Annotated in this window: 10 protein-coding genes and 1 riboswitch; of the genes, 1 reads left to right on the top strand and 9 read right to left on the bottom strand. The window is 57.5% G+C overall.

Annotated features, from left to right (window positions below; all coding sequences use genetic code 11):
- From thiD to ACQZ51_RS12715, 9 genes are all read right to left on the bottom strand, one after another.
- Entirely contained in the window at positions 1–801 is an 801-nt protein-coding gene (thiD, locus tag ACQZ51_RS12755) for a bifunctional hydroxymethylpyrimidine kinase/phosphomethylpyrimidine kinase (protein WP_448777696.1), read from the bottom strand.
- On the bottom strand, positions 798–1,457 hold the full coding sequence (thiE, locus tag ACQZ51_RS12750) for a thiamine phosphate synthase (protein WP_448777695.1): 660 nt from the start codon (positions 1,455–1,457) through the stop codon (positions 798–800). Before thiE ends, thiD begins: the two co-directional genes overlap by 4 nt.
- A complete protein-coding gene (locus ACQZ51_RS12745) occupies positions 1,444–2,181 on the bottom strand; it encodes a hydroxyethylthiazole kinase (protein WP_448777694.1) in 738 nt (245 codons plus the stop codon). The genes thiE and ACQZ51_RS12745 overlap by 14 nt, the downstream gene beginning before the upstream one ends.
- 65 nt (positions 2,182–2,246) lie before the next feature.
- A riboswitch (TPP riboswitch) is annotated at positions 2,247–2,349 on the bottom strand.
- A 79-nt stretch (positions 2,350–2,428) separates the two neighbouring features.
- Positions 2,429–3,421 carry an inositol 2-dehydrogenase gene (gene iolG, locus ACQZ51_RS12740; protein WP_448777693.1) on the bottom strand — a complete coding sequence of 331 codons (993 nt, stop codon included), beginning with the start codon at positions 3,419–3,421 and terminating at the stop codon, positions 2,429–2,431.
- A 121-nt stretch (positions 3,422–3,542) separates the two neighbouring features.
- The gene (telA, locus tag ACQZ51_RS12735; protein WP_448777692.1) at positions 3,543–4,880 is read right to left on the bottom strand and encodes a telomere resolvase TelA; all 1,338 of its coding nucleotides are present in this window, start codon (positions 4,878–4,880) and stop codon (positions 3,543–3,545) included.
- Positions 4,881–4,956: 76 nt separating this feature from the next.
- Positions 4,957–6,099: a M24 family metallopeptidase gene (locus ACQZ51_RS12730; RefSeq protein WP_448777691.1), complete on the bottom strand. Its 1,143-nt coding sequence runs from the start codon at positions 6,097–6,099 to the stop codon at positions 4,957–4,959.
- An 86-nt stretch (positions 6,100–6,185) separates the two neighbouring features.
- Positions 6,186–7,553, bottom strand: a complete 1,368-nt coding sequence (locus ACQZ51_RS12725) for an AcvB/VirJ family lysyl-phosphatidylglycerol hydrolase (RefSeq protein WP_448777690.1) — start codon at positions 7,551–7,553, stop codon at positions 6,186–6,188.
- The gene (gene mprF, locus ACQZ51_RS12720) at positions 7,550–10,150 is read right to left on the bottom strand and encodes a bifunctional lysylphosphatidylglycerol flippase/synthetase MprF (RefSeq protein ID WP_448777689.1); all 2,601 of its coding nucleotides are present in this window, start codon (positions 10,148–10,150) and stop codon (positions 7,550–7,552) included. The genes ACQZ51_RS12725 and mprF overlap by 4 nt, the downstream gene beginning before the upstream one ends.
- 223 nt (positions 10,151–10,373) lie before the next feature.
- Entirely contained in the window at positions 10,374–11,411 is a 1,038-nt protein-coding gene (locus ACQZ51_RS12715; RefSeq protein WP_448777687.1) for a dipeptidase, read from the bottom strand.
- Between the two features lie 117 nt (positions 11,412–11,528).
- Between ACQZ51_RS12715 and ACQZ51_RS12710 the strand changes: the two genes are divergently transcribed.
- Positions 11,529–13,043: a serine hydrolase domain-containing protein gene (locus ACQZ51_RS12710; protein ID WP_448777686.1), complete on the top strand. Its 1,515-nt coding sequence runs from the start codon at positions 11,529–11,531 to the stop codon at positions 13,041–13,043.
- Positions 13,044–13,058: the final 15 nt, after the last annotated feature.

The raw sequence follows: 13,058 nt of genomic DNA, 5'->3' as shown, positions 1-13,058 counted from the left end.
TCAGGCGCTCCACCAGCGATAAAAGTGATGCACAGGGCCGTGCCCGCCACCGATTTTAAGGTCTTTTCCCGCAGCCAGCGCGCCGTGGAGAAACTCTTTCGAGAGTCCAACAGCTTCCGCAAGCGGGTGTTCAAGCGCGAGATGCGCGGTAATGGCGGCCGCTAACGTGCAGCCGGTGCCGTGGTCGTTGCGTGTTTCAATACGTGGCATGGAGAATTCCTGCACGGAGTTGCCATCCAGCAGCAGATCGACGCTGTCGCGGCCCGTGCCATGCCCACCTTTTATCAGAACAGCACGAACGCCGGTCTTCAGGATCGCCTCTGCCTGACGGATCATATCTTTATTGTTTTCCGCCAACGGCTGGCCGCTGAGAAGGGCTGCTTCCGGCAGGTTCGGTGTCGCAAGCCATGCCAGCGGCAGCAGTCGGCTGCGCAACGTCTCGATGGCGTCCTCCTGCAACAGGCGATCACCCGATGTCGCGACCATCACCGGGTCCAGCACAAGCGGCTTGTCGATACCGTGGAGACCAGCGGCTATGGTCTCAATGGTCTCAATCCGCGATACCATGCCGATCTTGACCGCACTGACGTTGATGTCGGAGAAAACGGCATCCATTTGAGCGCCGATCATCGTTGCGGAGATATCTTCGACAGCGGTCACGCCCCGCGTGTTCTGGGCGGTAATGGCGGTGATGACGCTGGCGCCGTATACACCCAAGGCAGAAAACGTCTTCAGGTCCGCCTGAATTCCTGCGCCGCCACCGCTGTCGGAACCGGCAATCGTCAAGGCAATCGCTGTCATTGGCGTTCCTCCAAAGCCGCATCCACGGCATGCCGAAAAGCTTGTGTGGCACCGGCAATATCAACAGCGCGGAACAAGGCCGAGATGACAGCAATGCCATCGGCACCGGCCTCGATCACGCTCGGCAAAGTCTCCAGCGAGATGCCTGCGATGGCACCCACTGGCATATGGGCCCGGTCGCGTTTCAGCTGCGCGCGCAACAGCCGAAAGCCTTCAAGCCCGACCGGCGCATCGGGATTGACCTTGGACACGGTCTCGAAAACACCACCGATACAGGCATAGTCAGCCGGTGAACCGGCGACGCGTTTTGCATCGTACATGTTCTTGACGGTCATGCCGATGATAGCATTGTCGCCCAAGAGACGCCGCGCCATATGGGCATCCATGTCATCTGCGCCCAGATGCACACCATCCGCTCCGCATGCTAGCGCCACATCCACACGGTCGTTGATAACAAGGGGAACGCCGGTTGCCTTCAGGGCCTCTCGAATGAGTGTAGCCTGCTCGATCATCTGCCGGGTCGAGCCATGCTTGTCGCGATACTGAATGATTGTTGCGCCGTGCAGGGCGGCAACGGCTGCCAGTTCCGGCAAAGGAGCAATATCACATAGCGATGCATCGACCAGCGCATTCAGCCGGTAATCAATCTTCATCATGGTCAATCCTCGCATGGGACAAGATATCTTGCTCGGTGACGGCGTTCAGTGCGTCCAGAAATGCGGCTTCGAATGTGCCCGGGCCACGCGCAAGTAAGGCGGCGAGTTCTGCCGAGACACCTGTTACGACAAGCGCTGCCGCCGCCGCCAGCATCGCATCGGCCTCCACCGCCATGAATGCCGCGATGACGCCGCCTGAAAGGCACCCGGTGCCCGTCACCTTCGCCATCCACGGGTGGCCGTTCTGAACTTTGATCTTTCGGATAAGGTCCCGCAGCAGGTCTTCTGGCCCGGTCTGGATGCGCAGCGCCTTGCCGACATCACCGATCACGGCCATTTCAGCCGCATTGCCGCGCACGATGGTTGGGTGAAGTCGGATCAGTTCGTGCGCGAAATCTAGTCGGGATGGCGAGTAGTCGCAGTGCACTGGATCGATGATCCATGGCTTTCCGTGTTCGTTTGCGATCCCAACCGCAATGCGAATGACGCTGCGCCGCGCCGCGTCCAGTGTGCCCAGATTGATCGTCAGCGCATCGACCTTGGAAACGAAGCTCTCGATTTCCTCCTCGGACGACGTCATGGACGGAATGCCACCAATGGCGGTGATGCCATCTGCGGTGAACTTCTGCACCACGGTGTTCATCAGGCAATGGACACGCGGTCGTCGTTGTCGCACCCGCGCCAGAAGCTCCGCCGCCGTTTGTGCCGTTGGAAAACTCGCCATAACAAATGAACTCCAGACGTTTCATCACGGAGATCCAGGTCGAGCGAAGAAAAGAAAAGCATGGCCAATGGCGACTGTTCCGTTCCTACGCCGGCATGACCCGGATCAGGTTCAAGGGTCCGGCTCAGCGCCATCTCAGCATCGTCAGATGCTCCCCTCGGAATGTCTGGAAACTGTCGTTTTTTGTGTTGGGTGTCAACGACAATTAAAAGACGGAGGCAGATAGCCTCCGTCTTCTCTGCGAGTATTAGACGATCTGTACGAGCACTTTCTCGCGAGCCGATTTCAGTGCGGCATCGGCCAGTTTCAGAGCGATCAAGCCATCATGGGCAGAGGGTGAAGGTGCTACATCATTCTCGACGGAATCGATGAAGGCCTTGATTTCTGCCGCATAGGCTTCGGTGTAGCGCGTCATGAAGAAATCGTGCAGCGCCGGGCGCGTGTAACCGTCTTTCGTTGCCACTTCGATGGAAACGGGGCGCTGGTTTTCGGCGGCAACCGAGCCGAGCGAGCCATGCACTTCGATGCGCTGATCATAACCATATGTCGCGCGGCGCGAGTTGGAGATGCTGGCCTGGCGTCCGCTTGCCGTTGTCAGGATGATGCTGGCGCTATCGTAATCGCCGAGTTCACCAATTCTTGGGTCCACCAGAACAGAGCCGGTTGCAAACACGCTGACGATTTCTTCGCCCAGCAGGAAGCGGGCAATATCGAAATCATGGATCGTCATGTCGCGGAAAATGCCGCCGGAGACCTTGATATATTCAGGCGGTGGCGCGCCGGGATCACGGCTGACAATCGTCACCATCTCGACATCGCCAATCCGGCCATTATCTATGGCTTCGCGGACGGCGCGGAAATGCGGGTCGAAACGACGGTTGAAACCGAGCATAATCTTCGCGCCGGTTTCCTTGACAACCTCGATGCAGGCGGCTGCGCGGGCGACATCCAGATCGATAGGCTTTTCGCAGAAGATGGCCTTGCCAGCGCGGGCGAAACGCTCGATCAGATCGGCGTGGGTGTTGGTGGGTGTGCAGATGATGACGGCATCAATATCGGGGTTGGCGAGAACCGCATCGATGGTGCTGATTTCGCAGCCGCTTTCATTCGCAATCGCCTGCGCTGACTCGGGGAACGCATCCACGACAGCTACCAGTTTTGCTCTGGCGTCAGAGGCAATCGCCTTTGCGTGCACTTTTCCGATGCGACCTGCACCCAGCAAAGCCAATCTCGTTACCATCGTATCCTCCCGATCCTGTTGTCTGCTTATGGAACGCACATGCGAACCCCAGCTATTTTGGAATATATGTTCCAACTTGCTAGAGCGGCATTTTGTCGGTGTCAAGGCGTGGGTTATAGGCTCAAGCCTGCGGCATGCCGGGGATACGGTTGACCTCAATCATCTGCTGGATTGTGCGCTCCGCCACGCGCTCGGCGCGGACCTTCGATTGCTCTGCATCCTCGGGAAATGTGTAGGTCATGTAAGACAGCGACGTTTCCAGATCATTGTTGTTATGGCCAAGGATGGCAGCGAAATAGCTGTTCTTTGTCACGCTTGGCGGCGCAAAGTTACGATAGGCAATTTCGGCATAGAGATGGCGCAGACCATAGGGCTTCGGTGGCTCTTCCTTGGGCCAGATATCCTCGAATTTGGCTATCACCGCATCGCGCAGGGGCAGGCGAACGTCTGCTGTAAAATCGTCCACATTCAGCCCGAGCCAGGATTTTCCGTCGCTGCTTTCGCGCAGGCGGCGGTAGGCGTCGAGAACAATACGCGATTGTTCCAGCACCGGAATTTCATAGGTCACGCCGAATTTGGTGCCTTCGCCCTGCTTTGTCTTTGCCTGACCGTTGAACAACACGCTCCATTTCGAAACGCCCTTGCCATAGGGTGCTGGCGTTAATTCCGCCTGCGTGAAGACCTCGTAGGGACGCCGACCTGTCGTGCCCATCAGCCCGATGGCGACCGTCATGATATCGGAGGATTGCAGGTAGCGACGACAGCGCCGCATCACCTCGGCATAGTTCTCAAACGTGATCAGCGAGCCATGCTTGTTGGCGATCTTCGCCATTTTGATCTTGCGCGCTTCATCATAGAGCTGCGGCGTTCCGGCGGCGATTCGCAGCATGGGGTGCTCTTCGCCAAAGGCTTCGCGCAGCGCATTTCGGTATTTGGTGATGTAGGAAATGACCGTGGCCTGCGCCTTATCGCCCATGGACGCCATCTCGGCATCCCACAGCGCCTGCATCTCCGCCTTTGTCGTCACACCATTCGTAGCATCAATGAAGTCCGAGACGCGCAACAGAAAACGGGGCTTGCGACCCACCATGCTGTATTCGGCCCGCTCAAGTTTTTCCCTAATGGAATGTGCCACACCACGCACGGGATATTCAGCGGTCTTGATATAGGTGTCGAGGCGCTCACGAAGCTTTTTCATGTTGCAGATCGCCAGCGGCGTCGTCTTCGGGCCAAAGGCGTCTTTCAGCGCATATCTATATTTTACGATATAGAGTTCGAGCGTCTTCTCTGTTCGGCCATTGTCGAAGTGGAAGCGCACTTCTTCATTCCAGAGCGCGCTGATTTTCTTGGTGTCGAAGGTGCCATCGGCATTTCGTGTGGCCTGGATATTCTCGACAAATTCCGCGATCCGATCCACCAGAACAGGTGTTTTTGTTTTCCTTTTTTCGGCAGCGGACATCGATAGCTCCACAATATGATTCGTGTTTAAAAAGCATATATATTATAGATGCAAGTAACGCACAGTTAATGGTCAATCAGGAAAATGGCTGCGTTGGCGAAGTCGCAGGTCGCGTGAACCATTTCGCGCCTTCGCTGCTCATATAGATGTGGTCTTCAAGCCGAATGCCGAACCGGTCGGGATAGACCAGCATCGGTTCGTTGGAGAAGCACATGCCCGGGGCAAGCGGCATGGCGTTTCCGCGCACAATATATGGCGCTTCGTGAATTTCCAGGCCAAGCCCGTGGCCGGCGCGATGCGGAAGGCCGGGCAGGTTGTAGTCCGGCCCAAGGCCGTCGCCCGCCATTACACGGCGTGCGGCATCGTCCAGATCGCTGCATGGCGCACCAAGCTTTGCGGCATCGAAAACCGCCTGTTGCGCCTCTCGCTCAATTGCCCAGGCCTTTGCAAATTCCGCTGTCGGCTGGTCGAGCATATAGGTGCGTGTAATATCAGAGTGATAGCCATCGATACGGGTTCCCGTATCAACCAGAATGACATCGCCCGCGCTCAAAATCTGGTCGCCCTCTGCGCCATGGGGCAGAGAGGTGGCTGAGCCGAAGGATACGATGCAAAAATAGGAGCCGCCTTCGCCACCAAGCTCAACATGCTGTTCATCAATGAACCGGATGACATCCGACGCTCGAATGCCCGGCTTCATCATGCCATGAGTGCGCTTCTGCACCTCAAGCGTCAGATCCATTGCATATTGAATGATGGCGCTTTCAGCCGCTGATTTGTGGATTCGCAAGCCGCTGATCAACGGGCCGCCATCCACCAAGCGTTCCTGCCCAAGCTCTCGGGCAAGGCTGTGATAAATGAACAATGGCAGCGCATCATCCAGGGCAACCTGCCCGCGCGCACCAACCAGCGAGGCAACGAGCGCCGCAGGGGCTTCCTCTTCCTGCCAGACGTGGATCTCACCAGCAATATGGGGCAGCGTATCCACTCGGCTTTTTTCAAATCCGGGCACGATGTAGTGCAGACCGGTTTGCGTGATAACCGCTCCCAGCAGCCGCTCGCTCTGGTGCCAGACAAGGCCAGTAAAGTAGCGAAGGCTCTCACTTGAACCCAGTAGCAATGCCGAAATGTCCCGCTCGGTCATCACGGCACGCAGGCGCTTCAGCCGTTCGAAGCGCTCTGCGGCAGTGATGATGGGTGGCTGGGTACCGGAAAACATATGCGGATCTTTCGTTGACATGGTGACAACGGGATACAGTTTTCAGGCCTTGTATTCAATATGTCGGCAAGGATATTGCCGCTAGATCATTGGCCTAGACGCTTTTTCAGCGCCGCGACGATGCGCTTGGTCAGGGCTTCGTAATCCTCGTCAAAATGGTGGCCGCCATCAATGCCGATCACTTCCGCACCCTTGTCTTTCAGCGCCGGGCAGGCGGCGTCCTCGTCATCAGTGCCGTAGACGCATTGAACGATCTTCGGGTCGATTTTTGCGAGATCCGTCACCGGGTCCTGCTCCCCAGATCCTGAAACGCCGAGCCATCCACCCACTGATATTTCGTAGGATACTTCGTGGGAGAGCGACAAAAGGCTCATTTGCACGATCCGGCTTTTCTCTTTTTCCGGCAAAAGATTGTAGGTCACAGGCAGCACGTCCGCGCCGAAGGAATAGCCGATCAGCATGACATTTTTGACCTTCCATTCCTTGCGGTAGGTGTCGATGATCCGCGTCATGTCGCTGGCGATCTCTTCTGGCTTCTTTTCAGACCAGAAATAGCGGAGGGAATCGACGCCGATGGTCGGCACGCCGTCCTGCTGCAGGAAGCTGCCAATGTCCTTGTCCAGATCGCGCCAGCCGCCATCGCCCGAATAGATGATGGCCATCGTATCCATCTTCGGCTTGGCTTCGAGCACCGTCAGCGGCAGACCGAGCGGGTTATCGGAATTTCCAGCGGCGTCTATCCTGTCTTGCAAGGTCTGTCCAAGCGCTGCCTGCGCGTCGCCATCCACATTCTTCACGTCAATATCGGAATGGGATTTGACGAGGTTTTCAACATGCGTCCGGCCCTTAGCGTCTGCCTTGCCGGTGAACACCACGCTCACCGGGGCGGGCAGTGGGCCATCCGTCAGGCCATAGATCGTGCGTCCGTTGTCTGGCTCTTTCGTTGCCGGTGTGCAGAGTATCTTGTCGCCAAGCGGTATGCTTGCCAGCGGATCAACCGCTACGGCTTCACCAATCGTCGCGGCCGGGCTTTGTGCAATCATGGCCAGCGCAAGCGCGCCACCTTCACCGGTGCCCGCAATGATGGGAGGGCGGTAATTCGAGACATTGGCCTTGCGCTGGATTTCCTGCGCAAGCTCCTCAATGTCCGAAATCATGTAGATACATTCGTCTTCATTGGCTTTCAGGGCAGCAAGGTATTTCGGGAGATCGATGCCGACGACTGCCGCACCTTTTTCCACCAGCGCATCTGCCTGCGCCTGTTCAGTCTCTCCCCAACCGGCTTGGCCAGACAGAAGGAATATATTCGCTGAAACGTCGCCATCGGGTAGCATGATATGCTCTGGCGGGATCATGCCTGTCTGAAATCCGTTGGCATCCTGCGCCAGTGCGGTCACGGGTATGGAGAGCGTTGCGGCCAGAAGCGCGGCTTTCAGATATGTCAGGCCCGTCATTTACCAATCACTCCTCTGACGCCGCCGCTGATGAGAACGGTCGCGTCCATCAGCGCCAGGGCGGCACTCGTGCCGTTGGAAACCGCCACATAGCGTGGCTCCCATTTCGGATGAAACTTCGACTTGAAAGCTCGAAGCCCTTTGAAGTTATAAAAACGCTCACCGTGTTCGAATAATGTCCCGCCGATGCGATCCCAAACCGGAGCGGACTCCCGCTTGGACATGCCCGACAGCGGCGCCATGCCGAGATTGAACGAGGCATAACCTTCAGCGCGCATGTGTTCGATAATGCTGACAAACAGGAAATCCATCGCACCACGCGGTGCGTCGGGCGAAAATCGCATGAGATCGACGGTCACTTCCTTTTTCGTTTCCGTCATCAAAAGATTGGCAAAGGCTGTGACCTGACCGTCCTTGTGCAGCACGGCGACCGGTTGAGACAGAATGTAATCTCTTTCAAAAGCACCGAGAGAAAACGTCTTTTCGCGTGTGTTGTGGTGTTCCAGCCAGGAATCGGAGACTCGCTTCAGCTCATCGTAGATTTCGGGAACCTGCGGGGTATCGATGACCGAGAAGGTCAGGCCATCGCGTGCACCGCGGCTCAGCGATTGGCGAAGATTGGCGAGCTTGCCGCCCTTGAGTTCAAACCGCGTGAGGTCGACCATGGCAAGTTCACCGAGCTTGAAAGCGCGAAGGCCAGCATCGGCACAATGGGTGAGGATAGCAGGTGAGAGCTGGTAAATGACAGCTCTTCCGCCAGATGCGCGGGCCGTTTCCACAAATTGCCAGACGAGATCGGCAAAGTCGTTCTCGTCGCCAACGGGGTCAGCCAGCGCAATCCACGACCGCCCACGAATGCCGTACATGATGAAGGCATTGCCACTTTCAGACAGCATGACGTGTTTGTCGCCCATGCGCACCAGATTGGCGTCGGCCACATCCTGTCTTTTGACGATTTCTGTGGCCTTTTCGATGTCTTCAGGATGGATCTCTTCAGGACGGTACATGACCGGTCGCAGAAGGCTGAAAATGGCGACGGTGGATGATGCCAGCACCAGACCCAGCAAAGCTCTCAAGCTGCGCGGTGCTTCCTCCGAAAATTCGAACTGCCACCAGAGTGTCTGGCTGTAGTCTGTGTCGCGGTACACGAAGAACAGAATTGTTGCCGCACCCGCAACGATGACTGCCATGGCCGCAAGCCATGTGGGCCCAAGCGCCTGTCGCAGAAGCGAGGCATGCCGGTTGAAGCTTTTGATATTGAAGATCAGGGCGACGATGAAGATGCCGAGGAATATGGCCTCGAAAACCGCAATCGCCTTGATGAGCGAAAGGAACAGTCCGCCTGCGGCAGCAACCAGTGCCACCCACCACGCACCATCCAGCCTTTGGCTAAGGCCACGCGATGCGACGACCAGAACAAGGCCGAGGATACTCGAGAGAAAGTGCGCCGCTTCGATGATTGGCAGCGGCACGAAGTTGGACAGGAAATCGAGATTGCTGTCGGGCGTGGGCGTCACACTCGAGAAAATCAGCATGGTACCGAGAATAAGAGCGACGGCTGATAGCAGTGAGGGCGCCAACCGCCCGGCAAGATAGCCGATATCCGCCATGATGGGCTTTGAAGCGAATTGCTTCATCTCTGTTGCCAGCATCAGGATGATGGCGACCACCAGCGGCAACACATGGTAGATCATGCGGTACAGAACGAGGCCGCCCAGCAATTGATCGAGGCTGATGGCATTGCCGAGGCCCGCGACCATGACCGTCTCGAACACGCCGAGACCCGCGGGCACGTGGCTGAGAACACCAAGGCCAACAGCTGTTGCGTAAATGGCAAAGAAGCTCGGCCAGCCGACGTTGGTTTCCGGCAGAAGCACATAGAGAACGGATGCTGATGCCGCGAGATCGAAAGCGGAAACCAGGAACTGGCGGGACGATGTGCGGCTGTCTGGGAGGCGCAGTTTCAACCGCTTGATCTGGATGGTGCGGCCATCGCGGCCCAGAAACATCAGGGCTGTCATGATGAAGATGATGACGAGCGCACCGCCTCTGAGCCAGATCGCTTCAACGCCGATGATGGATGCGATGCGAGGCGCGACGATCAATGTGGAGATGGCACTGACAGCCAGCAGACCGAGACCAAATGACAGGGTAACAAATGCGATGATACGTGCAACATCCGATGGGGTCAGACCCATTCGGGAATAGGCGCGGAAGCGGATCGCGCCGCCGCTTAATGGGCCGAACCCGGCAGTATTGCCCACCGCATAGGCGATGAAGGCTGTCGCAATTACAGAAACCGGAGGCAACTTCTTGCCGATATATTCAATTGCGTTGAGGTCGTAACAGATCAGCGCCGCGAAGCTTAAGCCGGTGAACAGAACCGCAAGTGCGGCCGCCTTCCAGCTTGTATCCGCAAGAGCCTCAACGATGTCGTCATATCGGACCTCGGAAGTCAGCTTGTAGATCGTAAAGGTCATCATCAAAAAGACGATGGTCACCGCGATGGACGTGATGTGCGATTTATACCGCTCAAAAAAGCTTTCGAGACCCTCTTCGGTCTCTTCAACATGCGGGATTTCGGTCTTCTCTGTCATCTGCTTTTCCACACGATCAGATTGCGTCTGGCAACCACAGCATTGTGACGCTAAGTCGCTGCGTTTTCAGACATACGAAGATTTGATTTTTATTTCATAAATTCTCATGCTGGAGCGCACTGCAAAGCAGCAGAAAGCGTTCGAACGAGGGCATTTGATCGCTCGTCGGATCGAAAGCAACTGACCGGCGGCTGTATACTTGCGAAAAATCACGCGGCAGGCGTCAGGCGCCGAGCGTCGTTTCCAGCACTCTGATCCAGTTGCCATGGCAGATCTTTTCAAGCGATGCCTGATCGTAACCGGCGTTGCGCAGCGCATCGACCAGCATTTGCAGGTCGCCCGCGTCCTTCATCGCTGCCGGAATGGTCGTGCCGTCAAAATCTGATCCAAGCGCAACATGGTCTATGCCCATGCGCTCCACCATGTAATCGACATGGCGCACCAGTTCACCAAGGTCCGTATCCGGGTTCTTGACGCCGTCCTGACGAACGAACAGCACGCCGAAATTGATGCCTGCCAGCCCGCCGGTATCGCGGATGGCATCCAGTTGCTTGTCGGTCAGATTGCGGCTGTGGTTGCACAGCGCATGGGCGTTGGAATGCGAAGCGACCAGCGGTGCTTGCGAGATCTTGGCGATATCCCAGAAGCCCTGCTCGTTCATGTGGGAAAGATCGACCATGATCTTCAGTGCGTTGCAGGTTGTGATCAGCCGCTTGCCCGCTTCTGTCAGGCCGGGTCCGATATCGGGCGTTGAGGGAAAGCGGAAGGGAACGCCGTAGGCAAAGGCGTTGGGACGGCTCCAGACCGGACCCAGCGTGCGAAGCCCTGCCTCATGCAGCACATGCAGCGCATCAAGATCCGTATCAAAGGCTTCCACACCCTCAATATGTAACACCGAGGCGAAAGCACCCTCAGCCATCGCGCCGCGAATATCAGCCGCGCTGCGGCAAACCTTCAGCTTGCCGCCAGATGCCGCCTCAATGCGAAACAACAGGCTCGCCATGCCAAGGGTGGTCGCAAGCGCCTCCGGCTGGGCTGGTGGTATGAAGTTGCGATCGGCATCAAACCCGTTCGGCGAGGGCACGAAGATGGCGCAGAGACCACCCGCCAGCCCGCCCTTTTTCGCGCGCGGCAGATCGATATGGCCGACTGTATCGCCTTCGATAAACAGCGTTTCCGGCGATGGATGGCCCGAGAGCTTAAGACGCAGCAAGACGTCATTATGGCCATCGAATACGGGCACTGTGGTGTGGTCGGTCATATGTTGGTCGCTTTCGGAAGGTCTGACAGGGGCATTGCTGTAGCCGTCAGATAGGTGCAAACGCATCGTCTGAACAGGGCTGTTTGCGCTGCCGGGACCATTTGGAGAGAAAAAGACATGCTGGACAATCAGGATTGGGGCACTGCCTCAAACGTCGCGGAAGACTTCGTTTCTCAATGGAGCAACAATGAACCGGGCGGCACTGTGATCGGTTTTGACCTGTCTGGACTGCGCTTCGCCGTTTCCGGCGGCGTTGAAAGCCTCTCGAGTTTTGCGCCCTTCTCGCCCAAAACCGTCGTACGCTACGCCTCGGTCACCAAGCATGTCTTCTGCGCCATGGTGCTGGAAAACAGCCATCTGATTGGCTTTGATGACCCGCTCGGCAAGCATATTGAAGAATTGCAGCCACCGCTGGCTGATGTGACAGTCGGGCAGGCGCTGGATATGAGCGGCGGCTTGCCGGATGTGCGCGAATGCCTCTCCCTGCTGGGCCTCTCGGTTTACACCGAGACAAAGTCGGCACCGCTTCTGGATTATGTTGCCCGCCTCACGCGCATTAATTTCCCGGCGGGAAGCGAGGTGTCCTATTCCAACACCGGCTACCGTCTGGTGGAAGCGGCCCTTGAGCGAAAGGGGCTGCGCTTCGATGACTTCGTGCAGGAGAAGATTGCCGCGCCCCTCGGTCAGGTTTTCAGGGCGCCGGATGTCTGGAACGATCCGGTGGCGGGTCTTGCGCCGGGATACTGGAAGGCTGGAGAAGGCTGGCAGCTTTCAGCCGCTGGCCTGCACATTTCCGCATCCGGTAGCTTGGCGGGCAGTGCGGAGGCGCTGGTGCGCTGGTTGCAGGCGCTGTTGAATGGCGAGCAGGGCTTTGGCAATGTGCTCGACGCGCTGTCGGTGGAGCGCCCTTTGGCGGATGGCCGCATGAGCGAGTATGGGCTGGGCCTGCGCTGGACGCATCTCGGTTCCCGGCGCTTCCTCGGCCACGGTGGATCACATCCCGGCTACAAGACCTATTTCCTTCTCGACCCTGAAGAGGGCACGGGCTTCGTCGTGGTGTCCAACAGGGAAGATACAAATGGCTTCAAGATTGCACTGGAAAGCATGGCGGCGTTGACGGGTCTGCCTTTGCCGCAACCGACCAGCGATCTACCCGATGGTCTCTATGTCACGGAAACGGGGCCATGGTGGCTTGAAATCAAGGGCAGCACCTGCACGTTCCTCGATGCGGATGATACGCTTTATGATGATGGCGATGGCTTTGTATCGTCCCGCTCGGCCTCATCGCCCATGCGCCTTCGCCTTGAGGGTGATGCGCTGGTGGGCGAGGCGGGCCACGCGCCGCGCCGCTTCTTGCCCGTTGGCGATCATGATGTGCCAGCCACGCTTTCCGGCCGCTGGACATGTGAAGAGGGTGCTGAATTCCTGATCGAAAACGGCGTTCTGTCGATGGGCATCGGCCCGACCAGACAATCCATGCCTTTGAAGGCGCTCGGCTCAGGCCGCTTTCTGTTCACGCTGCACGATGGCCCGTGGACGAAGCGCATCTGCCTGCACCTGCTTGACGATGACCGTCTGGAGCTCGTTTCCAGCCGAGCCCGCATGATCGAGTATCGGCGCTCGCCCTGGTAGGATTGAGCGCCTGAT

It is taken from the genome of Agrobacterium sp. CG674, from assembly GCF_053521645.1.
Note: the sequence above shows the minus strand (reverse complement) of the source record. Positions and strands in the feature narration are given on the sequence as shown.